The organism is Mycolicibacter heraklionensis (assembly GCF_001021505.1).
In the GTDB taxonomy this organism is placed as follows: Bacteria; Actinomycetota; Actinomycetes; order Mycobacteriales; family Mycobacteriaceae; genus Mycobacterium; species Mycobacterium heraklionense.
This window is the reverse complement of record NZ_LDPO01000003.1, coordinates 144,283-168,464: the sequence shown is the minus strand read 5'-3', so window position 1 is coordinate 168,464 and position 24,182 is coordinate 144,283. Positions and strand designations below refer to the sequence as shown.

The 24,182-nt window shown below is 68.0% G+C and carries 22 protein-coding genes; 4 read left to right on the top strand and 18 right to left on the bottom strand.

Features of this window, described 5'->3' with window-relative positions; translation table 11 throughout:
• Positions 1-3: 3 nt before the first annotated feature.
• From ABW16_RS06200 to ABW16_RS06160, 9 genes are read right to left on the bottom strand one after another with little or no spacing between them, the layout of a single operon-like run.
• A complete protein-coding gene (locus ABW16_RS06200; RefSeq protein ID WP_047318281.1) occupies positions 4-2,406 on the bottom strand; it encodes a CaiB/BaiF CoA-transferase family protein in 2,403 nt (800 codons plus the stop codon).
• 4 nt (positions 2,407-2,410) lie between these two features.
• Complete coding sequence (locus ABW16_RS06195) at positions 2,411-3,376, bottom strand: enoyl-CoA hydratase/isomerase family protein (protein WP_047318280.1); 966 nt, start codon at positions 3,374-3,376, stop codon at positions 2,411-2,413.
• A gap of 15 nt (positions 3,377-3,391) precedes the next feature.
• Positions 3,392-4,507 carry a M24 family metallopeptidase gene (locus ABW16_RS06190; protein WP_047318279.1) on the bottom strand — a complete coding sequence of 372 codons (1,116 nt, stop codon included), beginning with the start codon at positions 4,505-4,507 and terminating at the stop codon, positions 3,392-3,394.
• The gene (locus tag ABW16_RS06185; RefSeq protein ID WP_412178181.1) at positions 4,497-5,708 is read right to left on the bottom strand and encodes a M24 family metallopeptidase; all 1,212 of its coding nucleotides are present in this window, start codon (positions 5,706-5,708) and stop codon (positions 4,497-4,499) included. The genes ABW16_RS06190 and ABW16_RS06185 overlap by 11 nt, the downstream gene beginning before the upstream one ends.
• Positions 5,709-5,710: 2 nt before the next feature.
• Positions 5,711-6,892, bottom strand: a complete 1,182-nt coding sequence (locus ABW16_RS06180) for an amidohydrolase family protein (protein ID WP_047318277.1) — start codon at positions 6,890-6,892, stop codon at positions 5,711-5,713.
• Positions 6,893-6,916: 24 nt separating this feature from the next.
• On the bottom strand, positions 6,917-8,107 hold the full coding sequence (locus ABW16_RS06175; RefSeq protein WP_047318385.1) for a cytochrome P450: 1,191 nt from the start codon (positions 8,105-8,107) through the stop codon (positions 6,917-6,919).
• Positions 8,108-8,157: 50 nt separating this feature from the next.
• Positions 8,158-8,355, bottom strand: a complete 198-nt coding sequence (locus tag ABW16_RS06170; protein WP_047318276.1) for a ferredoxin — start codon at positions 8,353-8,355, stop codon at positions 8,158-8,160.
• The gene (locus ABW16_RS06165) at positions 8,352-9,017 is read right to left on the bottom strand and encodes a TetR/AcrR family transcriptional regulator (RefSeq protein WP_047318275.1); all 666 of its coding nucleotides are present in this window, start codon (positions 9,015-9,017) and stop codon (positions 8,352-8,354) included. Before ABW16_RS06165 ends, ABW16_RS06170 begins: the two co-directional genes overlap by 4 nt.
• A gap of 44 nt (positions 9,018-9,061) precedes the next feature.
• On the bottom strand, positions 9,062-9,886 hold the full coding sequence (locus ABW16_RS06160; protein WP_047318274.1) for an SDR family NAD(P)-dependent oxidoreductase: 825 nt from the start codon (positions 9,884-9,886) through the stop codon (positions 9,062-9,064).
• Positions 9,887-9,984: 98 nt separating this feature from the next.
• Between ABW16_RS06160 and ABW16_RS06155 the strand changes: the two genes are divergently transcribed.
• The gene (locus ABW16_RS06155; protein ID WP_047318273.1) at positions 9,985-10,425 is read left to right on the top strand and encodes a nuclear transport factor 2 family protein; all 441 of its coding nucleotides are present in this window, start codon (positions 9,985-9,987) and stop codon (positions 10,423-10,425) included.
• A gap of 43 nt (positions 10,426-10,468) precedes the next feature.
• On the top strand, positions 10,469-11,719 hold the full coding sequence (locus tag ABW16_RS06150) for an HNH endonuclease signature motif containing protein (protein WP_047318272.1): 1,251 nt from the start codon (positions 10,469-10,471) through the stop codon (positions 11,717-11,719).
• A gap of 1 nt (position 11,720) precedes the next feature.
• Here the strand turns inward: ABW16_RS06150 and ABW16_RS06145 are convergent, their stop codons facing one another.
• From ABW16_RS06145 to ABW16_RS06105, 9 genes are read right to left on the bottom strand one after another with little or no spacing between them, the layout of a single operon-like run.
• Positions 11,721-12,548 carry an alpha/beta fold hydrolase gene (locus ABW16_RS06145; RefSeq protein WP_047318271.1) on the bottom strand — a complete coding sequence of 276 codons (828 nt, stop codon included), beginning with the start codon at positions 12,546-12,548 and terminating at the stop codon, positions 11,721-11,723.
• Between the two features lie 10 nt (positions 12,549-12,558).
• Positions 12,559-13,317, bottom strand: coding sequence for an alpha/beta fold hydrolase (locus ABW16_RS06140; RefSeq protein WP_047318270.1), 759 nt, complete (start codon positions 13,315-13,317; stop codon positions 12,559-12,561).
• 17 nt (positions 13,318-13,334) lie between these two features.
• Positions 13,335-14,324, bottom strand: a complete 990-nt coding sequence (locus ABW16_RS06135; protein ID WP_047318269.1) for a cyclase family protein — start codon at positions 14,322-14,324, stop codon at positions 13,335-13,337.
• Positions 14,312-15,148, bottom strand: a complete 837-nt coding sequence (locus ABW16_RS06130) for a coniferyl-alcohol dehydrogenase (RefSeq protein ID WP_047318268.1) — start codon at positions 15,146-15,148, stop codon at positions 14,312-14,314. The genes ABW16_RS06135 and ABW16_RS06130 overlap by 13 nt, the downstream gene beginning before the upstream one ends.
• Positions 15,145-16,458, bottom strand: coding sequence for an LLM class flavin-dependent oxidoreductase (locus ABW16_RS06125; protein WP_047318267.1), 1,314 nt, complete (start codon positions 16,456-16,458; stop codon positions 15,145-15,147). Before ABW16_RS06125 ends, ABW16_RS06130 begins: the two co-directional genes overlap by 4 nt.
• A 3-nt stretch (positions 16,459-16,461) precedes the next feature.
• Complete coding sequence (locus tag ABW16_RS06120) at positions 16,462-18,210, bottom strand: FAD-binding protein (RefSeq protein WP_047318266.1); 1,749 nt, start codon at positions 18,208-18,210, stop codon at positions 16,462-16,464.
• Positions 18,207-19,157: a 3-carboxyethylcatechol 2,3-dioxygenase gene (locus ABW16_RS06115; RefSeq protein WP_082133985.1), complete on the bottom strand. Its 951-nt coding sequence runs from the start codon at positions 19,155-19,157 to the stop codon at positions 18,207-18,209. The genes ABW16_RS06120 and ABW16_RS06115 overlap by 4 nt, the downstream gene beginning before the upstream one ends.
• On the bottom strand, positions 19,093-20,805 hold the full coding sequence (locus tag ABW16_RS06110; protein WP_047318265.1) for a bifunctional 3-(3-hydroxy-phenyl)propionate/3-hydroxycinnamic acid hydroxylase: 1,713 nt from the start codon (positions 20,803-20,805) through the stop codon (positions 19,093-19,095). The genes ABW16_RS06115 and ABW16_RS06110 overlap by 65 nt, the downstream gene beginning before the upstream one ends.
• A gap of 1 nt (position 20,806) precedes the next feature.
• Complete coding sequence (locus ABW16_RS06105; protein ID WP_047318264.1) at positions 20,807-21,670, bottom strand: alpha/beta fold hydrolase; 864 nt, start codon at positions 21,668-21,670, stop codon at positions 20,807-20,809.
• A gap of 138 nt (positions 21,671-21,808) precedes the next feature.
• Between ABW16_RS06105 and ABW16_RS06100 the strand changes: the two genes are divergently transcribed.
• Positions 21,809-22,510, top strand: coding sequence for an IclR family transcriptional regulator domain-containing protein (locus tag ABW16_RS06100; protein ID WP_047318383.1), 702 nt, complete (start codon positions 21,809-21,811; stop codon positions 22,508-22,510).
• A 23-nt stretch (positions 22,511-22,533) separates the two neighbouring features.
• Positions 22,534-24,177 carry an FAD-dependent oxidoreductase gene (locus ABW16_RS06095; protein WP_047318263.1) on the top strand — a complete coding sequence of 548 codons (1,644 nt, stop codon included), beginning with the start codon at positions 22,534-22,536 and terminating at the stop codon, positions 24,175-24,177.
• The last annotated feature ends 5 nt before the right edge of the window (positions 24,178-24,182 follow it).

Genomic DNA, 24,182 nt, shown 5'->3' with positions numbered 1-24,182 from the left:
GCCCTATCCGGGTGCGTTGCCGATAACCCCGTCGGCCGCCAACGCGGCAATCTCGTCCTCGGTGAGGCCGAGCTCGCGAAGCAGTTCGTGATTGTGCTGGCCCAGCAGCGGCGCGGGGCGGTTATGAATACGCCGCGGCCCCCGCGACATTCGGGCCGGCAACGTGCTGTGCGGCGCGGGGCCGTTGACCGGGTGATCGACCTGCTCGAAGAAATCCCGCTCGGCCAACTGCGGCAACTCGGTCTGGCGGTGCGGTTGCATCACCTTGGCGGCCGGTACGCCGGCCTCCCACAGTGCTTCGACGACGTCGTCGGCGCTGCGGGCCGCGCACCAGCCGGACAGCTGTTCGTCGATGAGGTCGTGGCGGGCGCGGCGTCCGGCGGCGTCTGAGAGCGCCGGATCAGCGGCCCAGGACGGGTCGCCCAGCGCGGCGCGCAGGCCCGTCCACTGCTCATCGGTGGCGACCGCAATCGCCACCCAGCAGTCCTCCCTGCCGAATTCGTCGATACCGGCGGTCTGGTAGAAATTCTGCGGGGCGGCGGCGGGTCCGCGGTTTCCGTCACGTTGTAGCAGCGCACCATTGGCGGAGTATTCGATCACCTGCTCGGCGGCGATGTTGAGTGCGGCGTCGATCATGGCCGCCTCCACCAGCACGCCCTCGCCGGTGCGACGACGGTGCTCCAGGGCCAGCAGCAGGCCCGTCAGCGCGTGCACACCGGCGTTCGGGTCGCCGATCGAGTACGGCTCGTAGGGGTTGCGGTCGGGGTAGCCGGTCAGCCAGGCCAGCCCAGCGGCATCCTCGATGACGTAGGCGAACGCCGGGTTGTCCCGCCACGGACCGTCCAGACCGAAGCCGGGCATCCGAAGCATGATCACGTCGTTTCGCAGCGACTGCACGAATGCGAAGTCCAGGCCCAGGTTTTCGATGACGCGGGGGGTGAAGTTCTCGACGATGACATCGCAGCCGGCGATCAGCCGATGCAGTACGTCGCGGCCGGCCGCGGTCTGGAAGTCCAGCGTCAGGCCCTTCTTGTTGGTATTCAGCGCGGAGAAGATCGGGGACTTCTCCCACCACAACTCCTCGCTGACCGGTATTCCGGCGATCAGCCGGGTGCCGTCGGGATGCCGGGTCGACTCGAGGTGGATCACCTCGGCGCCGAGCATGGCCAGCAGGTGTGTGCACGAGGGTCCGGCCCAGAAGGTGGTCATGTCCAGCACACGTATACCGCTGAGCGGCAGTCCATCCCCGGCCGGTTGCGAGGCCGGGACGTCGCGCCGTACCGGCGGTGACCGCCGGTAGACGTCGGTGTGTTCGCCCAGGCGGGGCGCCGAAGTCGGCGGCGGCAACGCCACACCGCTCAGCCGATAGGGCGGGACAGGCTGGAGGAATCCGTCTCGGGGATTGCGGGTGAACACCTGGCGATGCCGGAAATGATCAAACGTCGGTATGTTCTCGCCGTTGCCGACGGGCGAGTTGGGTATCCGGAACGCCGACGCCAGATCGCGGACATCGTCGACCTTGTGATTGCGGACCCACTCGTACAGTGCCGGAGCGTGCAGGTTCGCCTGCTCGGTGATCGACAGCGGCGAGTTCTCGTCGATCCACTCGTCGTGACCCGACATTGCGCACAGGTCGAACCACTGCTGCGCGGTGCCGCAGCCCAGGGCGACCAGGCCGTCGGCGGCCTCGGCCACGCCGGGCACCGTCGGCCTGCGTTCGGACCGCCAAGGACGATCGAGGGCCTGGAAGTAGGTGACGGGATAGTAAGTGAGGCCGAGGATCTGGACTTCCAGTGCGGACAGGTCGATCAGTTCGCCGCGGCCGTCGCGCATTGCGCGGACCCGCGACGCCAACGTCATCGCCGCCGCGTAGGCCCCGGCGAGCCAGTCCCCGACCTGCCCGCCGATGTGTACCGGTGCGCGATCCTGCGACCCACGCCCAAGGCCGACCGCTCCCCCCGACCAGGCCTGCAGGGTGAACTCGGTGGCCGGGCGGTCGCACCACGGCCCGTCCAGCCCGAAGGGCGTGATGGCGGTGACCACCAGATGCGGGTGACGCCGATGAATCTCGGCCGGCGCCAACGACGGGTGGCGACCGACGGCCCCGTCCGGCGACCACGCCACCGCGTCGGCGGAGTCCAGCAACCGGTGTACGAACTCAATGTCGTCGACGTTGCCTGGGTCGGCGACGACACTGTGTTTGGAGCAGCCCAGAAAGCTGAACAGCGCCCCGCCGGCGTCGACGTCGACCCCCGCTCCCGAAGCCGACCAGCCCCGCAACGAATCACCTTCGGGCGGTTCGACGTTGATCACCGTCGCGCCGCCGTCGGCGAGCATCTTGGTGGCGTACGCACCGGCGATACCGTCGGACAGGTCGACGACGAGGTAGCCGTGCAGCGGTGCCACGGCGTCAGGATTCCTTGTCGCGGCTGGACTTGCTCAGCCGGAAGTCCGGCGGGAACCTCGAGTCGTTGTCCTTGACGGCTCCGGACAGACCGGATTCGATGGCGTCGTCGAGCATCAGGTCGTCGGCGTCGGGCGCCACACCGGAGCCCATCGACTCGAAGAACGCCGACAGCAGACTGCCCATGTACTCGCCCTGATGCTGCTTGTACACCTCGAAGAACATCTTCTGCATGAACACGGTGTCGACCGGGCGGTTACGTGCGCAGGCCAGTGCGTACTTGTCGACTTCGGCTTCGAGCTCCTCCCGCGGGACCACCTTGTTGAGGAAGTTGCACTTCTCCATGTCGGCGGCGGTGAAAGGCCGGCCGGTGAAAACCATTTCGGAGAACTTGCGCAGCCCCATCATCTGCACCCAGGTCCACATCCGTGGTCCCCAACCGTAGTAGCGGAACGACGGGTGGCCGAACAGCGCGTCGTCGCTGGAGATCACCAGATCGGCGTCGGCGGCCTGATAGAAGTGCCAGCCGTAGCAGTAGCCCTTGGCTTCGACGATGCTGATCTTCTTGAGCTCCTGCAGCGGCCGGTTGCCGGCCTGCACGTTGGCGTACCAGGCGCTGATGGTGGCGCCGTTGCGAAAGGTGCCCTTGGGCGGATAGTTGACATCCATGCCTTCCAAACGCAGCTCGGCCAAACGCTTCTCCGGCTCGTCGACGCCTTCCATGAACTCGGGCAGGTCGGCACCGCTGCCCAGGTTGTCCCCGACACCGCGGATCACCACCACTTTGACGTCGTTGTCCACGCTGGCCCCGCGCAGCAGATCCGCGTAGCGCAGCCGCGCCGATGACGTCGGAGCATTGAGATACTCGGGTCGGTCGAACGTGATGGTGGCGATCTTGGTAGCCGGGTCCTTGTGGTAGCGGATGATCTCCTCCGCGGACGGCCTCGCGGAAGACCCTGTCGTGTCGGACATTCGCGGTCTGCTCCTTTAACTCGGACTGGTGGTCAAAACTTCGTGGCCGTCTTCGGTGATCAGTACGGACTGGCGTCCGAAGACCGAACCCACCCCGGGTTCGAACACGTAACCGGTGACGGCCAGCACCATGCCCGGCTCCAACCGTCCGGCAGCCGCGGTCCGCGGCAGGAGAGCCGATACCACCGGTGGGTCGAATCCCAGACCCAGGCCGTGTGCCACGGGAACCGGCGGCGACGGCTCCCCGGCGGCGGCGTAGGCACTCAACAGCGCGCTGCCCGGCGCACCGGGACGGCAGGAACCGGACAGCTTCTCCCACAGCGCATCCCAGCGCCGGTAGAGAGCAGCGGTGTTACCGTCGGGCGGGCCGCCGACCGCGAAGGTGCGTCCCACCTCACCGAGGTAGCCACCGGCGAGCACAGCTGCCGAGATGGCAACGAGATCCCCGGCCCGAACTCTGCCGTCGCCGCTCGCACGCCGCCACGGGTGTTCCCGCGAGGTCACCCAGGCGACGTCTTGGTTGGCCGGGGTGCTGTCACCTCCCGCGGTCATCGCCTCCATCAGTACCCCGGTCAACGTCTGTTCGCTGACGCCGTCCTCCAATGCGCTCGCCGCCGCTGCCAGCGCCGAATCAGCGCCCGCGACCGCGGTCCGCAGCGCCGCGACTTCCTCGGCGGTCTTGACGGACCGCGCGGCCCGCATGGCGGGTTCCCCGTCGACGAGTTCGGCTCGGGGGAAGGCCAGCGGGAGCAGTTGGGCGAACAGCGGTGACATCGCGTCGGTTCCCACCCGTCGCGCGGTCAGCGCCCCGTCGAGAAGCGCCAGCGCGGCAATGATGTTCGTCGGATTCCACGAAACCTCGTTCAGGTGATCGTGCGGAATGTCCTCGGGTACGCCTTGTTCCGAAGAGCTCAGCAGGTGCACGGCACCGCTTGCGCGCACCAGTACGCAGTTGGGAGCAAACGAACGGGTGCCCGCCATCCAGCGCTGCGGAGTGCCGGCGACGTAGCGGACGTTGGCCTGGCGCCCCAACACCAGCACGTCGAGGTCGTGGGCTTCCATCTGGGCCAGTGCGCGGTCCCGTCGCCCATAGCGCAGCGCCGGCGCGTCCGGCGCAATCTCAGTACGCATAGGGCGTGTGGGGGTCGTCGGTCAGGGAGAGGAAGCCATCCTCGGTGATCGCCACCACGTGCTTGCTGCGGTAGCCGCCGGTGCCGGCCTCCCACACCATCGGCTCCAGCACCAGCACCATGCCGGGCTCGAACACGAAGTTCTCGTCGAACTCCGTACCCAGGTCGGAGCCGATCATCGGCGCCTCGCCGGCAGTCACGCCAAGGCCGTGGCCGAGGTAGCCGTGCGGCAACCATGGCCGCCGTCCACCGTTGGCGGCAGTGGCCACCCGGGCCAGGTCTCCGGCGGTGACGCCGGCCCGCGTCACGTTCAGTACGGCGGACAGGATCTCACGCCACTGCCGAAACTGCGCCTGCTGGCGTGGTGTCGGGTCGGCTCCGACGACCCAAGTGCGGCCGAAGGCCGAGCAGTACCCGCCGTAGCCGATCGAGGCGTCAGACCACACCACATCGCCCGCGGTCAGCTCGCGGCCGGGGGTCACCAGCGGCAGGTCACCGGCGGCTCTGCCGTCGGTCATCACCTGCCAGATCGGTTCGAGCATGACGGCGTCTGCGCCGAATTCGAAAGCCCGCCGCAGAAAGTGCGCCGATAGCTCGCGCTGACGGACGCCGGGCTCCAGTCTCGCCTGCACCTCGGCCATCGCCTGCCCGGTGATCCGGCATGCGGTGCGGAGGCACGACAGCTCATCGGCGGTCTTGGTCAGTTTGGCGGCGTTGACCACCTGCGCGGCGTCCACTGGCCGCCGCGCCGCGAACAGCCGATGGTGGGCGCGCCGCATGGCACCGGTGCATTCGTCGACCCCGACCACGGCGGTGCCCGGGATCAGCTCGGCGATGACTCGGGCGAATTGGTCTACACCTTCGTCACATTCGAGGAACGCCGGCCCGTGCAGGTGGACAGCGCCCAGACCTGACTCCCAGCCGTCCCGCAGCGGTGTGAACAGATGCGGCCACGGGTCGTCGGCAAGGACCACGGCCACCGGTCGATCGATGTGGGACAGACCGGCGTCGCCCAGCCGCCAGCCGGTGCCGGTGGCGTAGGTGACGGCGTTGTTGCCCAGCAGCACCAGGGCATCGATGCCCCGCTCGGCCATCGCCGCCCGCAGCCGGGCACCGGTCTCCCGGCGCAGCCGGGGCCGGTCCGGGACTTCTGCGATCTCAACGTTGCCGGTCACGGCCGACAGCGTTGCCGCAGCAGCCACCATCAAACCCCCAGGAACGCTTTGATATTGCCGCTCACCACTTTCGCCGCGTCCTGCGGTCCCAGGGCTGCGACAACGTTGGCCAGCGACTTCTCCGAGTAGCCAAAGGTGCTCTCGTTGTGCGGATAGTCCGACGACCACATCACCTTGTCCACCCCGATCTGGTCGATCAGTCGCAAACCGAGTGGGTCGACCATGAACGACGCGCTCATGTGGGTGTCCCAGTACTGCCGGATGCCGTGCTGCAGTTGATGGGTGAACATGTGCTGATAGGAGGCGAGCAGGTGCTCGGCGTCCTGCAAAGCGGTGGGAACCCAGGCGATCCCGCCTTCGAACCAGCCGATCCGCAGCCCCGGGTGACGGTCCAGGATGCCGGAGAAGATGTACTTGGCGAACTGCTCGCGGAACGAGTCCACATTGACCATCATGCCCACCACGACGCTGTTGACCTCGCAGGGCGTCTTCGGCGGGGTTTCACCGATGTGGTGGGTGATCGGTAGCCCGGCCTGCTCGATCTCATCCCACACCGGGTCCATCACGTGCGCGCCGAAGTCGATGATGTTGCCGTCGTCGTCCTTTCCTGGGTTCAGTGGCAGCAGGAACGTCTTGAGCCCCAACGATTTCAGTTCTTCCAGGGTGCGCCGGGTGCCGGCGGGGTCCCACCAGTTGATCAGGCCCACCCCGTAGAAGTGACCGTTCGACCGCTCCTGCAGCTCCGCCATGTACTCGTTGTAGATGCGGAATACCCGCTCCCGCAGCTCTTTGTCGGGGAAATGAAACAACGCGAGTACAGCGTTCGGAAACGCCAGTTCCTTGTCGACGCCGTCGCTGGCCAGCTCCTGGATCCGGGCCTCGATATTGCTGCTGGCCGCGCCGGCCAGATCGTCGTACTGCATGAGCACCGCCGAGAAGTCGCCCGGCAGGAACGACTGCCCCTTGCGGCCCACCATGTACGCGCCGTCCTCGTACCAGATCCGGGGCGCCTTGTCCTTGAGGTCCTCGGGGAACCGCTGGTAGAAGATGTCGTCGGCGATCGAGATGTGGTTGTCGGCGGAGAACACTTCGGTTCCGGCGGGCAGCCCGATATCACTTGTGCCGACCCCGGCCTGTCCGTGACGGTCCTTGGGCGCCCCGTAACCGCCGGCGGGATAGAACGCGGCGTCTTGAGTTGATGTGCTGGACATGTCAATCCACTTTCAATCGGGCGGTTACCAGGTGACGGGGAGTTCGTAGACGCCGTAGGCGAGCCGGTCGTTCTTGAACGGGATCTCGTCGATGCCCACCGCCAGCTTCAGGGTGGGGATGCGCCGGAACAGGGTGCGGAAGGCGATCACCATCTCGGCGCGGGCCAGCTGCTGACCGACGCACTGGTGCGGACCGAAACCGAACGCCATGTGCTGGCGGGCCGGGCGCGCCAGGTCCAATGCCTCCGGGTCGGGGAAGACCGAGGCATCCCAGTTGGCCGGCGCCAGGTCGATGATGATGCCCTCGCCGGCCCGGATGGTCTCGCCGGCGATCTCGATGTCCTCAAGGGCGACCCGGCGCTGGCCGGTGTGGATGATCGACAGGTAGCGAAGGAGTTCCTCGACGGCATTGGCGATCGCGGCGTCGTCGTCGCCACGGAACACCGCGGTCTTCTCGGCGATCTTGTCGGGCTCGTGCAGCAGCGCCACGATGCCCAGGCCGATCATGTTGGCGGTGGTCTCGTGCCCGGCGATCAGCATCCCGGTGCCCAGCTGGGTAGCCTCGCGCACCGACAGCTCGTCGTTGCGCACCCGCTTGCCCAGCTCGGAAACCATGTCGTCGGCCGGTTCGGCCATCCTGGCCTCCAGCAACCGGACCAGGTACTTGGACAGTTCCGTGGCGCCCTCGGCAAGGTCGTCGGAGGTGGCGTTGCGGTCCACGCCCATGGTGGCGTGCTGCTGGAAGAACTCGTGGTCCTCATAGGGCACGCCGAGCAGTTCGCTGATGACCAAGGAGGGAATCGGCAGTGCGAATCCCTCGATCAGGTCGGCTGGTTGCGGCCCGGCCAGGATGGCGTCGATGTATTCGTCGGTGATCCGTTGTGCCACCGGCTTCAACGCCTCGACGCGCTTCATGGTCAACGCCGGGGACAGGATTCGCCGGTACCGGATGTGTTCGGCGCCGTCGGTGGTGAACACCGACTTGGGGCGGTGATTGACGCTGGCGCGCATCATCTCGTTCCAGTGCGGGAAGCCGGGCTGGTGATCATCCACGCTCACGCGGGGATCGGAGAACAGCGTGCGCACCGCCTCATAGCCAGTGATCAGCCACGGCGTGCTGCCGTCCCAGATCCGCACCCGACTCAGCGGCCGCTGCGCGGCCAGCGCCATGGTTTCCGGCGGCGGCGCAAAGGGGCACCGGCCGTCCCGGCTCATCGGATACTCCGGCGTTGCGGTGGTGACAATGGTGGTCGCGTCGGTCACGCTCACTCCTCGACGATCTTGATGGCTCCGGACGGACAGACTCGGGCGGCCTGGCGCACGACCTCGGCCAGCTCCTCAGGCGGGGACTCGTCGAGCACCACGACGACACCGTCCTCGTCACGCTGGTCGAACACTCGGGGCGCGAATCCCACGCATTGTCCCGACGACGCGCAGATGTCTTGGTCAGCAGTCACTTTCATTGCGGTCCTCCGTGAACTCCGGTGACCGGAGCGAGCCACAGCCCCACGATTGCGTCGATCAGGTCGGATCCGGCTTCGGTCCAGCTGGCGGATGCCGACGCTCCGGACGCCAGCGCTCGCTCGTGTTCGGCGCAGGTGTGCATCAACAGGTTTCGGGCCATCACGTTGCGGGCCTGGTGGACCCGGACCGGTAGATCCGGAAGACAGGTGTTGATGCCATCGATGACCTGCACCAGGGACGGCGAACTGAGCGCGTCCTTGACGACGATGTTGTGATACGCCGGGTCAGCCATCACCTGCGCGGCAAATCGCGCGTACCAGGTCGGATTGCCCAACGCAGCAAGGTGATCGGTGAGCGGGCGGACCAGACACGACACCCAGTCGCGCAGTTCGGTGGACTCCGCTGCCTCCGCCACCATCTCTTCGCGCAGCCGCTCGACCGGGACCCGGTGGCGCCGCTCGATCTCGCGGACCAGGTCGGTCTTGGTGCCGAAGTGGTAACCGACGGCGGCGTTGTTGCCCTGGCCGGCAGCTTCGCTGACCTGCCGGTTGGAGACCGCGAACACCCCGTGTTCGGCGAACAGCCGTTCGGCCGCGGTCAGGATCGCCTCCCGCGTGCTGTTGGCCCGTTCAGCCCGCACGGCCCGATCAGCGGTGGTCACGGCGCCAGTCAACCGTGGTTCAGGGATTAAGTCAAGCGATTGATTTAATTTTTTGCGTCGTCAGGGCGCTTGCGTCGGATCGCCTTGCCCGCGACAGTCCCGCCGTCCACCGGCAGCACCACGCCGGTCACGTACCGGGAACGCTCACCGGCCAGATACAGCGCGGCTTCGGCGACGTCCTCGGGGGTGCCCTCCCGCTTCAGCGGCCGGTCGGCGCGCATGGTCTCACGGATCGCGGCTTCATAGCGTTCCAGGGCTTCGGGGTCCAAGCCCGCCACTGCCGACGACGCCACAAACGGCGTGGGAACGTTGCCAGGAGCAATGGCATTGACCCGGATGTCGTAGTGGGCCAACTCGATTGCCGCGGATTTGGTGAACTGGATTACCGCGGCTTTCGACGCCCGGTAGGTCATCACCCCGCCGCCGGCCTGGATTCCGCCGATCGAGGTCAGATTGAGGATCGATCCACCGCCGGCCTTGGACATGTGCCGGGCGGCGTCGCGGGTGCCTGCCATCACGCCGAGCACGTTGACCGCCATGATGCGGTGGAAGTCGGCCAGGTCGTCGTTGAGGAGCCTGTTGTGCATGGTCCCCGAGACGCCGGCGTTGTTGACCATGATGTCCAGTCCGCCGAACATCTCAACAGCCGAGTCGACCAGCGCGCCCACTTGTGCCTGGTCGGCGACGTCGGCGACCCGGAAGGTCGTCTCCGCGCCGAGTTCTCCCGCGAGCGCCTCGCCGCGTTCGCGATCCAGATCGGCGATGACGACCCGCGCCCCCTCGGCCACGAAGCGTTCGACGATCCCCCGGCCGATCCCCGATGCACCCCCGGTGACGACCGCCACCTTGCCGGCTAACTCGTTGCCCATCTGCACCCTTCCGCTGTGTCCGTGGTTCGACTCAACCCGCTTCCCCGGGTTCAGTCAAGCGACTGATTTAAATGGGAAGGCGACCTAAAGTCGGCAGCATGACAGGCCCCGTCTCAGCCGATGATCGGCTGGAGATCTCCGCGCTGCTCTACCGCTATGCCCGTGCCGTGGACACCAAGGACTGGGCGCTGTACCGGTCGGTGTTCACCGAGAACGCCGTCATCGACTATTCGTCGGCCGGCGCCATCTGCGGCACGCTCGACGAAGTTACCGACTGGCTGGCGGCCGGCTTTGCAGCAATTCCAATGTCGATGCACTACATCACCAACATCGAGATCATGGAGCACACCGCGGATTCCGCGCTCGTGCGGGCGATGTTCTACAACCCTATGCAGCTGCCCGGCATGACGGATTTGAGCTACTGCGGTGGCTATTACCATCACAAGCTGATCCGCACCGGCGATGGATGGCGCAGCGCAAGCCTGCGCGAGGAGAACGTCTGGTTCACCAATCCCCCGGTCCGCCCCCACGGCGGTTGATTCGGCAGCCAGACTTGTCAGACCTCACTGCCATGATGAAGTCATGTCCCCGACCGGACCTGCAGCCAGCGCCGAAGCGCGCTCCGACAAACGTCTTGAGGTGCTGTTCGAGGAATTGGCGGAGCTGACCGGTCAGCGCAATGCCATCGATGGGCGCATCGTGGACATCGTCGCCGAGATCGAGCACAACCAACTATGGGGAAACACCGGCGCGCGGTCGGTGGCGGCGTTGGTGGCTTGGAAGACTGGCGTGTCACCGGGAAACGCCCACACGATCAGCACGGTGGCACACCGGCTTGCCGACTTCCCCCGCTGCGCCCAAGGCCTGCGGGAGGGCCGCCTGTCGCTGGACCAGGTCGGCGTGATCGCCGCGCGGGCAGCCGACGGCTCCGATGAGCACTACGCACAACTGGCCAGCGTGGCCACGGTCAACCAACTGCGCACCGCGGTCAAGCTCGAACCGCGACCCGAACCCGAGTACCGGCCAGAGCGGGTGCGGTCGATCACCAAAACCAGCGACGAACAGGGCAGCTGCTGGCGGATCACACTCGATCACCTCGACGCCGCCAAGTTCGACGCGGCACTACAGTCTCACCTCGATGCCCTGATGGCGCAGTGGAAACACGACCACGACGATCCCGACCGCGCAACCGACCCAACGCCTCCGTTGCCGACCACCGCTGATGCATTCCTGCGTCTGGTCGAGGCCGGATGGGACGCCGAGGCCACCCGCCGGCCCCACGGGCAGCACACCACCGTGGTGGCCCACCTCGACATCAAAGACCGGGCCGCCGCACTGCACCTGGGCCCGCTGCTCTCAGAAGACGAACGCCAATACCTGCTGTGCGACGCCACCTTTGAGACATGGTTCGAGCGCAACGGCGAACCCATCGGTGCCGGCCGAACCACCCGCGGAATCAGCCGCCGGCTTCGGCGAGCCCTTGAACACCGCGACCGCTGCTGCGTGGTTCCCGGCTGCGCAGCCACCCGCGGCCTCCATGCCCATCACATCCGGCACTGGGAAGACGGCGGCGAAACCGAACTAGCCAACCTGGTGCTGGTCTGCCCCTACCACCACCGCCAGCATCACCGAGGCCTCATCACCATCACCGGGCCGGCCGGCAACCTCACCGTCACCGACAACACCGACCGACCATTGAGCGCCGCATCACTGGCCCGCCCACCCAAGCAACCCCCACCCGCGGTCGCGCCCTGCCCCGGGCCCACCGGCGAACGAGCCGACTGGTGGTGGTACCAACCCTTCCAACCACAAGCACCACCAACCACCAACTAGGTCAGTCACCGGAACAGAAGTCCCGCAGTAGGTCGTTCACCTTTTCGGCCTGCTCGATCTGCGGGCAGTGACCGGCCGCGTCGACAACCGCCGCGTGCCCGCCGGAGATCTGATCGGCGATCTGGGTCGCCCACCCGGGCGGGAGCAGCTTGTCGCAGGCGCCCTCGATCACCAGGGTCGGTACTGAAATACGTTCGTAGCGGCGGCTGCTCGACGCCGGCGGCGGGGGCTCGGCGCCGGGCCGGCGGAATCGCGCCGCCGCCACCGCCTCCCAGGCGCCGGGCGCGATGCTCGACGCGTACCGCCGTCCCACATAGGCCTCGTCGGCGGGATAGGCCGGGTCATAGAAGAGCGCCGCCACGATCCGGCGCATGGCGGGCACCGTCGCGTCGTAGTCGTAGAGCGCGGCCATGTGCTCGTTCTGCTGAATCTCGCCACCACCGCAGATGGCCACCAGTCGCCCCACCGGCAGCAGCGGCGCGTCCGAGGTGGCGTCGACGAGCAACATGATGGCGCCCATCGAATTACCCACGAAATCCGCCGATTCCACGCCGAGCGCCGCGCAGAACCCTGCCACGTGGCGGATCCGCATGCCGCGTCCGTCGTTGAAGTCGATGACCTTGGCCGACTCCCCGAACCCGAGCATGTCCGGTGCGAGCACCCGATGGCGCGCGGCCAGTGCGGGAATGGTGCGTTCCCAGCCGATTTCAGCGCCGGCACCGAACTCGCCGCCGTGCAGCAGGATCACGGTCGGGGCCGCCGGGTCGCCGGCCTCCAGGTAGGAGGTGCTCAGGCCGTCCACCAGGACGGTCTTGCGCGTGAACAGCAAGGTCGGCTCCTCAGTCGGGGATCAGTGGGCCGATCGGCCGGGTCGTGGTGGCGTGCACCAGCAGTGCGGCCAGTTCGGCGGGTCGGCTCAGGAAGGGCGAGTGCGAGGCGTCGATGGTCAGGGGTTCGACACCGAGCCGCCGGCAGACCAGATCGGCCAGCCAGCGCGGATAGGCCCGATCCTGCTCGCAGCGAATGAAGCTGCGGCCGATATCGGCCGCCCAGAAGTGCGGCACCGACACCGGCGCAACCGTGGTGTCGCCGAACCGTTCCGGCCCGAGCCGTTCGAAAGCCCAGCGCAGCGTGTCGTCATCGCAGTCGTGGTAGAAGTACTGCCGCGCACCATCGATGTCGGCGAAGGTCATCGTCCCGTCGTCGGCGAAGTGCAGATGGTTCAGCATGTCACCGGCCGCGGTGTCGAAGAACTCGGCGCCCTCGCTGCCCATCGTCATCGCGTCGGTGTAGCTGCGCCCCTCCCGGGGCAGCGCCGCGGCCAGATAGACGATGTGGCGCACCAGATCCGGTGCGCTGTCCGCGCCCAGGGTGGCGTCGAACCCGCCGCCGGAGTGCCCGACCAGGACGTCGCCGGGCTGCAGCACCGACGCGACGGCCTCCCGGCGGTTGACCAGGGTGGACTCCTCGCTGAGCCGAGAGCCGTGGCCGGGCAGGTCGACGGCGATACCGGTGTGCCCGATGTTCTCCAACTCCGCGATGGTGCGGCTCCAGCACCAGGCTGCGTGAAACCCCCCGTGCACGAAGACGAATCGCATGACGCTCCTGCCCCGGGCTACTTGATCGCGATCGGATTCACCGGCGACCCGACCCCGCCGGTCACCCGCAGCGGCGGCGCCACCAACTGGAACTCGTAGCGACCGTCAGCGGCGCAATCCGCGGCGAGTGCTCCAAGGTCCCAGTACTCCCCGAGCATCAAACCCATGTCACGCAGGCACAGCATGTGCATCGGCAAGAAGGTTCCCTCGACGCCGGACACCGGGTCCTCGACCATCAGGTTGTCCGCGGCCACCGCCGCGACGTCGCGCTCATGCAGCCAGCTGGCGCACCGCCAGTCCAGCCCGGCACCCGGTTCGGCGCCGTCACCGGTCTGCCGAAACCTTTCCCACCAGCCGGTTCGGACCACCACGATGTCGCCGGGTTCGACCGTGACCTGTTGAGCCTGTGCCACCGCGTCGAGTTCGTCCGGGGTGATCGGGCTGCCCAGCGGCAGGAAGGTGCCCGCGCCGCGGTGGGCGACCACATCAAGCAGCACGCCGCGCGAGGTGATGCCCTTGCCGTCGACTTTGTCGATACCGCAGTGGTAGGCGCCCAGGCTGGTGACCGAACTGGCCGGGAAGCCGTTGTAGAGCTGGTCGTCGTAGTAGACGTGCGACAGCGCATCCCACTGGCTGGCGGCCTGCAGCGGCATCACGATCATGTCGTCGTTGAACCGGAACGGGTTGTCGACGAAGAACTCGCTGAGCTGCTGCGCCACGATATTGCGATGCCACTCCGGGCCGTACTGAGCCAGCGTGCTGACGTCGCCACCGTCGACGGTCATCACGTGAATCGGGTTGTGCCGGAACTGAAACGCTCCCTGCGGGCCCGACGACCCGAAATCCACCCCCAGCGGGAACACCTTGCCGTGCCGGACCAGGGCGGCAGCCTGGGCGACCTTGGCGGGGGTGATGAGATTGAGCGTGCCCAGTTCGTCGGCGTCGCCCCAGCGCCCCCAGTTGCGGACCGTCTCGGCGACCCGGCGGAACTCGGTCAGGCCGGCCACGGCGTCGATCCGTCCGCCAGCGCGGCAGTGGCCCGGCCGCTGATGTTGCCGCCGTCGACCCAGAGCACCTGACCGGTGATGTAGCCGGCTGCCGGACTGTTCAGGAACACCAGCGGTGCAGCCTGTTCGTCCGCACTGGCGACCCGTCCCAGCGGTTTGGGAATGCCGTCGAGAAAGCCCTGACCGTAGCTGCTGCGCAGTTGATCGAGGATCGGGGTTTCGGTGACGCCGGGCGCGGTGCAGTTGATCCGGATCCCGCGGTGCGCCAACGGTTCGGCGTTGAGTATGCCGTAGAGGATGATCGCCTCTTTGGACAGCCGGTAGCCGCCGTCGGCGAGCGCGGCGGGATTGGCACGGCACCACTGTAATCCGGCAGCCATGCCCGGCGAGTTCAACAGGCCGAGGGTGGTCGGCGCGTTTTCGCGGTAGGTCGCCGCGGCCAGCGAGGACACATTGGCGATCGCCGATCCCGCCGGCATCGCCGGCAACAGCGCTTCGGTGAGGTGGCGCAAACCCAGGAAGTTGATCGTGACCACCCGCTCCGGATCGCCGATGCCCGAGGACACTCCGGCGACGTTGAACAGTGCGTCGACTCCCCCCGACTCCCGGATCGCTGCGGCGGCCCGGTCGATGGACGCCGGATCAGCCAGATCAATCGCGTGAAATTCGTCGACACCCGTGGCGGGCTCGACGCGGTCCAGGCCGATGACCTGTGCTCCGAGCTCCGCGAGCTGAATCACCAGCTCCGCGCCGATTCCCGATGCGCAGCCGGTGACCACGGCTCGTCGGCCGTCGTAGCGCCACAGCCCGGACGGTGCGCTCACCGCTGGCCGCGTTCCCGCTCTTCCTTAGCAAGTTGGGCGGCCTGCACCCGGCCCTCGTTCATCTCGGCCATCGCCTCGGGGATCTCGGTGGCGGTGAACGTGCCGCCTCGCCCGGTCGGCAGTCCGCCGAACGAGTAGGACTCGTCGAATGCCGGTGCGGCGGACGCCGGACGGCGAGCCTCCAGCTTCTCCAGCACCGGCTCGAGCCGCTTGGCCTTCTCGGCGACCGCCTTCTCATCGCGTTCGATGAACTCCGGCAGCACTTCTTTGCCCATCAGCTCGATGGCCTCCATGGTCGCCTCGTGGCTGCGCGGGTTGAGCAACAGGATGAGCTCGTCGACGCCGCTCTCCTCGTAGCCGCGCAGGAATTCTCGTGCGGTCGCCGGGCTTCCGATCGCCCCGCGGCCCGGCCCATAGGCCAGCGTCGGATCTTTCTCGACCTCTTCGAGATAGCGGTTCCACACCCCGGTCCGGCCCGGGGTGTGCTCGCCGGTCATGTAGTAGTGCATGATCCCGAACGAGAAGAATCCGCCGCCGACCCCCAGACGCGCGATCGCCTGCTCATCGGTGGGGGCCACCATCATCGACAGGTCACCACCGATGGCCAGGATGTTCGGGTTCACCTGCGGGGTGACCGGGACACCGGTCTCTTCCAGTGCCTTGTAGTAGCCGTTGACCCGCTCCGCCAGCGGTCCGGGACCGGTGTAGGCGAAACTCAATGCGCCGATGCACTTCTCGGCGGCCATCTGCACCGACGCCGGTCGGGTGCAGGCCACCCAGACCGGCGGATGCGGCTTCTGCATGGGCTTGGGGACAACGTTGCGGGCGGGCATCTGCACATGTTGGCCGTCAAAGCCGGTGAACGGCTCCTCGGTCATACAGCGAATCGAGACCTCCAGGGCCTCCTCCCATTGCGCGCGCTTGTCGGCCGGGTCGATGCCGAACCCGCCGAGCTCGGCGATCGAGGATCCCTCCCCGGTGCCGAATTCGACCCGGCCACCGGACAGCAGGTCCAGGGTGGCGACCCGCTCGGCCACTCGGGCGGGGTGGTTGACCACCGGGGGCAGGTGCATGATCCCGAAGCCCAGCCGGATGTTCTTGGTCCGCTGGCTGGCCGCGGCCAAGAACATCTCCGGCGCGGTGGCGTGGCAGTACTCCTCCAGGAAGTGGTGCTCGGTGAGCCAGACCGTGGAGAACCCGGCCTTGTCGGCCAGTTCCACCTCGTCCAGGCCGTCGGAGAACAGCAGGCGTTCATCGTCGTCGGACCATGGCCGCGGCAGCGCGAATTCGTAGAACAGTGAGATCTTCACGTTTTACCTCCTGGGCGATTGGTTGGGAGTCTGCGATTCGGCGGAGAGCTGGTGACCGGAGATGTCGGCGAGGTGTTGGGCGGCAACGTAACCGAAGGTCATCGCGGGCCCGATGGTGGCTCCGGCGCCGGCGTAGCTGCGGCCCATCACCGGGGCCGAGGTGTTGCCTACCGCGTAGAGCCCGTCGATCACCGAGTCGTCGGCGCGCAGCACCCGGGCATGCTCGTCGGTACGCAGGCCACCGGAGGTGCCCAGATCGCCGAGGATGATCCGGAACGCGTAGTAGGGCGGTTTGCCCACCGGGTGCAGGTTGGGGTTGGGCAGCGTCGGGTCCCCGTAGTAGTTGTCGTAGACGCTGTCGCCGCGGTTGAAGTCGTCGTCGTGGCCGGAGCGGGCCAACTCGTTGAACCGTTGCGCGGTAGCCCGCAGCCGCTGCGGCGGGACACCGATCTCGCCGGCCAGCTCCTCGAAGGAGTTGGCCGCCTTGACCACACCGGAGTGCAGCCAGGCCTGCGGTATCCGACGCCCGGTCGGTACGGGTGCTCCGGGAATCTTCGGGATCGGCAGGTGTCCGGCGACGACGTAGCGGTGGAAGGATCGCTGGTCGGTGACCAGCCAGCATGGGATGTGGGTGACGCCGGCCTGCTGTCCGGCGATCATGGCGTGCGCGAAATCCATGTAGGGCGCCGCTTCGTTGATGAACCGCTCGCCGTCGCCGTTGACGATGAACTGGGACGGCATCATGCGTTCGTTGAGCATGAACTGCAGTCGCCCGTCGGGCCAGCACAGCGCCGGGAACCACCAGGCCTCGTCGAGCAGTTCGGTCGCCGCGCCGATGCGTTCCCCGGCCCGGATACCGTCGCCGGTGGCCACCGGGTTGCCGAAGCTCCAATCGTGTTCCAGCACCGGCTGATACTGCTGGCGCCAGGCCAAGTCGTGGTCGAACCCGCCGCTGGCCAAGATGATGCCACGGCGCGCCAGGATGCGCTGTGTCCGACCGTCGCGCCGCACCACCGCACCGATCACCGCGCCGGAGTCGTCGGTGATCAGCTCGGTCATCGGGGTGTCCAGCCACAGCGGTATGTCGCGTTCGAGCATGGCCAGCCGGAGCCGTGCGGCCAGCGACTGACCGATGGCGGCCATCCGGTCCCCGAATACCCGGGCGCGGAACATCCGCCACAGCAGCTTGACCAGGATCGCTTTGCCGCGCCATGACTGGCGAACCTGGTAGAAGAGCCGAAGATCCTTGGGGCCCAGCCAGATCCCCTTGGGCGCCAGCGCCAGCGGAGCCAGCAGATTCTGCTCCTCGTCGCCGAGCTTGCGCAGGTCGATGGCGGGCACGTTGATGGTGCTGCCCAGCGCCGACCCGCCCGGCAGCTCCGGGTAGTAGTCGGCATAGCCGGGCTTCCAGACAAACTCGAACCAGGGGCTGCTGGCCTCCAAGAACTCCATCATCCGCGGGGCGGCATCCACGTATTGCCGCAACCGCGCATCACTGACCAGCCCGTCGGTGATCACCCGGAGGTAGGTCAGCACGTCGTCGGGGTCGGGCGCGTAGCCCTCCCGACGCTGCGACGGCGCCCCGGGCACCCAGATGCCGCCGCCGGACAGCGCAGTCGAACCGCCGAAGTATCGCGACTTCTCCACGACCAACGTATCGAGCCCGCGGGCGTCGGCGGCCAGCGCCGCGGTCATTCCGCCGCCACCGGAGCCGACGATGAGCACGTCGACGACGTGGTCTGGGTCGCTCACCGGATCACCTCCGTGGGTTGCGCGGTGCGGATGGCGAACCCGGCGATCAGTTCCGGGGCCGGCCGGTAGTAGCGCTGGGCGATGCGGTAGCGGCCCTGGGCCGCGAGCGCGCCGAATGCTGCTGCCCAGGTGCGGATCTCGTGCGCGGAGCCGCCGCCCTCCTGGGTGATGAACGTGTTGGACCAGTCGGCGAGGTCGTCGAGCCGGCCGCTGTCGACGATGGACAGAAAGCGCTGATCGAATTCCGGGTTCAGCGGTGCGAGGTTGTTCGCCCCGGCCGCGAAGTCGCGGGCCGCCGCGATCGTCGCGTCCTGGCGGGCTTGGCGCTGCTCGGCGCTCATGGCGGTGCCGTGCAGGATCCGGTCCCGGGTGACCGGTGGCGCGGTCGCCAGCGTCGGGATCGGCGGATCATGGGAGAGCCCACCGGATCCCACCACCAGTACCCGCAGTTCCAGGCCGGCCAAGAACTCCCCCACCGCGGCGCCCAGCGCGCGAGCGCGGTGTATCGGCCCCAGCGGGGCGGCGACCGCGTTGAGGAAGATCGGGATCACCGGGCAGGCCGTAGCGTCACCGAACAGCCGCGCCAGCGGCTGCGTCACCGCGTGATCGACCTCCATGGACGCCGAAACCGCCACGTCCACACCGCGTTCCAGCACCGCCGCCGCGCACTCACGCGCGGTGTCGGCCGGAACATCCAGCGCCCCGAGATGCGTGCCGTAGTCACCGATGCCCTGGGCGGCGGTGCCGATGCAGAACGGCGGCATCAGTTGCAAGAAGAACCCGTTGTAGTGGTCCGGCGCGAAGATCACCGTCAGCTGCGGGTCGAAGTCGGCGACGAACGCCGCGGCGTCGGCGATCGCGGCCTCGATGTCGTCCATCAACTCACGGGGTGGTTCCGGCAGATTCAACAGGGGGCTGTGGGACATGCAGCACAGGGCCAGTGCCATCGGGGCGATCACCCCCTTGCGGCGTCGAAGCCACCGGCTCGAGGGCCAAGACACTGAAGAGCCGGGCGCTCACCTCGGGGGCGCGCTGCGCGATGCAGGCCGCGGCGATGCAGCGGTCCGGGCGCAGGAACAGCACCGACTCGCTGTGGCGGTCGAACCATGCCTTCAGCTGCCCGGTCCGGTCGCCGACGATGGTGACCGCGGGGTCATCGGCCTGACCGGGCGGGGTCCAGTGCAGCTGGGTCGACGGCCGCACCGCGATGAAGCTGGCCCCCAGCGCCGTCCACCGCGCGAAGGCGTCTTCGCCGAGCAGGACCCGGGGATTGTTGTTCCAGGCCACTACCGCGAAGCCGGTGCCGATCACGTCATCGAGGAGTAGGTCGGTACCACTGCGGGTGTCGACGCGCGGCTGGATGAACAGGGTTCCCGCCGGGGAATCGGGACGCCGTGGCTGGTCATGGACGACCGCGCCCTGCTCGTAGCGCGGCATCGGCTTGAACCGCATCTCCAGGACGTAGCGCTTGAGAGTCGGCACCGCCGAGGCCGCACGGATCACCCGGTCACGCAGGCCCGCCACCCGGCGGTTGGTCGGGGAGATCACTTTGCCGACCATCGTGGAGAGGTCGATCATCGCGCGGGCATGCTTGCGCCGCTCGGTGTCGTAGCTGTCCAGCAGGCTGGGCCGCGCCTGACCCCGGACAACCGCGGCCAGCTTCCAGCCCAGGTTCATCGCGTCGCGGATCCCGCTGTTGTAGCCCTGGCCCTGCCAGACCGGCATGAGATGCGCGGCGTCGCCGGCCAGCAGCAGCCGGCCACGGCGAAAGGCGCCGGCGATCCGGGAGTGGTGGGTGTAGACCCGGTGACGGATCACGTCGACATCGTGCGGATGCGGCAGGAACGGAGCCAGCATGGCCGCGACGAATTCGGGATCTTCGGCCTGCTCATCGGTCTCGTCGGCGTGAATCATGAACTCGAACCGGCGAATGCCGTGCGCGATCGAGATCGAGGCGTACGGGCGCGCCGGGTCGGCGCCGACCTCGCTGTTGGGATGGCCGAGCGGGTCATTGGCGATGTCGACCACCAGCCAGCGCGTCGACGAGGTGGTGCCGTCGAAGGACACTCCCATCAACCGGCGGGTGGCGCTGCGTCCCCCGTCGCAACCGACCACGTAGCGAGCCGAGACTGTCTGCGGTTCCCGGCCCTCGCCGCCGATGCTCACCGTCACCGAATCGGGAGTCTCGGCGACCCCGGTCATCGGCCGGCCCCACAGCACCTGGACATGGTCGAAGCGCTCCAGGCCGCGCAGCAGCTCGGCGTCGACCAGGGGCTGCACGAAGCCGTTGCGCTTGGGCCACCCGAAACAGGCGTCGGCGGGCGCCATTTCGGCCAGCAATCGCCGCCGGCCGTCGTAGAACCGCAGAATCTGGTTCGGGACGGTGTGCGGCAGCACGGCGTCCACCAGACCGATCGCCTGAAACGTGCGCAGCGACTCGTCGTCGAGACCGACCCCCCGGGGGTAGTCGATGAGTGTGTCGCGTTCCTCGATGACCAGGGTGCGAATCCCTTGCAGGCCGAGGATATTGGCCAGGGTCAGGCCGACCGGACCGGCGCCGACCACGACGACCTCGACATCACTGAGCACGGCCACGCTAGCGCTCCAGCAGGAATTCCAGGTGGAGGCGGTTGAAGGTCTCGGGGTCCTCATACTGGGGCCAGTGGCCGCAGCCGGGCATGAGTTCGAACCGGGCACCCGGGATCATCGAGGCGATCCGCTTCCCCTCTTCGACGTCGGCCGTCGGGTCGTCGCTGGTCCAGACCACCAGTGTGGGCGCGGTGATCTTTCCGTAGTCGGCTGGTCCCAACAGGTTTCGGGCCCGGATCTGTGGGTCTTGCAACGCCATGATGTCGCGCATCGCGTCGACGAATCCCGGCAGCCGGTAGATCCGCTGGCGGCTGGCGACGATGTCGTCGTAGTCCTTGGTCTTGTCGGCCATCAACCACTTGATGCGCGCCTGAACCGTTTCCCAGCTGGGGTTCTCGACCGCGGCCATCGACAGCGTGATGATCCGTTTCATCACCTCGGGGTCGGCCTGGGACCCACCGGCGGTGTTGAGCACCAGCCGCCCGACCCGGTCGGGGTGGTCGATGGCGGCCCGTGCCGCCACCCATCCCCCCAGGGATTCACCGCTGATGCTGGCCGTCTGCGCACCGATCGCGTCCAGCACGTCCATCAGGTGCGCCACGTAATGGCCGATTTCCAGGGGATGACCGGGCTTGTCGGTGTAGCCGTGACCGAGCATGTCCACCGACCAGGTCCAGAAGTGCTCGGCGTGTGCGGCGAGATTGCGGACGTAGGCCTCGGCGTGCCCGCCGGAGCCGTGCAGCAGCACCAGCACCGGCTTGGCCGGGTCGCCGGCCCGCAGGTACCGGGTGCGAACGCCGCTCGCGTCGAGATACCCCTGCTCGAACGCGACACCCTGGAGGTCACTCCAGACGCTCTCGAACTCCGGCACCGCCCACCTCTTCCCAACGCTCAGCGGAAATATCATTCTCGTTTTGCGGCATATCAAACGTGCTTTTATCGCACATAGATGTACGTTATATTCAAGAGCATCACTCTCACGCGGGTGTATGTCAAGGAGGCCCTGCTGATGCCCAGGCTGATGTCCGACGCTGCCGCCGAGACCGCGCGAGGTTCGCAGACACTGGCCCGGGGGTTGGCCGCGCTGCAGGCGGTGGCCGCCGCGCCGGAGGGATTGACGGTGCAACAGGTCGCCGACCGGGTCGGCGTGCACCGGACCATCAGTTATCGGCTGCTCAACACGCTGACCGGCTTCCGGCTGATAGCCAAGGGAGACGACGGCCGGTACCGCTCGGCCGCCGCCTTGGCCGTGCTCGGAGCCTCGTTCGACAACAACGTGCGACAGCTAAGCCTGCCGACGCTGCGCGCGCTCGCCGACGAACTCGGGACCACGGTGTCTCTGCTGGTCGCCGAGGGCGACCAGCAGGTGGCCGTCGCCGTCATCGTCCCCACCCAAGTCGGCTACCAACTCGCGTTCCACGAGGGCAGCCGCCATCCGCTCAGCCTGGGCGCCGCCGGGATCGCACTGCTGGCAGCCATGCCCGCGCGCCCCGGAGAGCGCGACATCGTCCCGCAGACGCGGGAGCGCGGCTGGGTGGTCACCCACGGCGAGATCGAGCCCGGAACCTTCGGGTTGGCCGTTCCCGTTCGCCGCCGACCCCCGGCACCGCCGACCTGCATCAACTTGATCTCGCATCGCGAGGACGTGGTGCTGCGCGGCCGCGACGCCGTGCTGGCGGCAGCCAGCCGGCTGTCCGAAATCTTGAGCTGAATCTGCCCGAGAGGAAAACATTGATGTCAGCCAGTGCGCATGCCGATTGGGACGACGACGCTTGGGACGACTCAGCCGACGTGGTGGTGCTGGGCACCGGCGGTGCCGGGCTCACCGCCGCACTCACCGCGGCAGTGCATGGCGCGTCGGTGGCCCTCTACGAGAAGTCGGACACCGTGGGCGGCACCACGGCGGTCTCCGGTGGCATTGCCTGGATTCCGGCGCACAATCGTGCTCCCGGGCTGACCGTCGATGCCGCGATGGACTACCTGCGCGCCCAATCCTTCGGTGCGATGGACGACGCGCTGGTCTTGACGTTCGTGCGGACCGGCCAGGAGATGGTCGACTTCGTCGAAGCCCACAGTGATGTCCGCTTCGAGGTCGCCACCGGTTTCCCGGACTACAAGCCGGAGCTGCCCGGCGGACGCCCGTCCGGAGGGCGCTCACTGAGCCCGCTGCCCTACGACGTCTCCCGGGTGGGCTCCTGGCGGGACCGGATCACCGCGTTCCCCGCCGACTACAGCAACGTCGGATTCGACGCCGAGACTCGCGCTCGGCTGCACGCCGACATCGAGGCCGACGCCGCCGGTGATATCTGCGTGGCCGGCACCGCGCTGATCGCCGGACTGCTCAGGGGCGCGTTGGATCACGGCGTGACGCCGGCGATGGGCTGTCGCGGCGTGGAACTGATCGCCGACGCCGACGGCGGAATAGCGGGCGTCCGGGTCGATTGCGGCGGCACCTCGCGCCGGGTGCGCGCCCGGCGAGGAGTCATTCTGGCCAACGGCGGCTTCGAATGGGACGTCTCGTTGGTGGAGGCGTTTCTGCGCGGGCCGATGCGCGGCGCGGTGTCACCGCCGAACAACACCGGTGACGCGCTGCGCATGGCAATGGCGCACGGCGCGGACCTGGCCAACATGGGCGAGGCGTGGTGGGTCCCGATCGTGCGGATCCCCGGCGACACCATCGCCGGGGAGCAGCGCAGCCGCAGCGTGCGGCTCGAGCGGACCCGCCCGCGCAGCATCATCGTCAACCAGGCCGGGCGGCGGTTCGTCAACGAGGCTTGCGACTACAACTCGATGGCCGGCGCCTTCCACTACCTGGAGCCCCGCGGCGGATACGTCAACGACCCGGCATGGATCGTGTTCGACGCCGGGCACCTGCGCAGGTACGGATTCCTCGGCGTCGCACCCGACGGCACCGCCCCGGAGTGGTTCTCCGAATCGCCCGATCTGGCCGCGCTGGCCGCCAAGACCGGAATCGACGCCGATGGCCTGGCGCAGACGGTGGCCGCCTGGAACCGCGGCGTCGCGGCAGGATCGGATCCCGATTTCGGGCGGGGATCCAGCGCCTACGACGGCTATTGGGGTGACGATCAGGCCAGCACGGTTGCCGGTCGCACCCTGGGACCCGTCGACACCGCACCCTTCTATGCCGTGCCGCTGTCCGTCGGAGCGATGGGCACCAAGGGCGGGCCCCGCACCGACTCCGACGGCCGGGTCCTGCACGTCACCGGCCGGCCCATCCCGGGGCTGTTCGCCGCGGGTAACGCGATGGCGGGCGTCACCGGCCGGGCCTACGGTGGGGCGGGCGGCACCATCGGTCCGGCCATGGTGTTCGGCTTCCGGGCGGGGCGCGCGGCCGCCACCACCGGCGCCGGGGCGTGACGGGC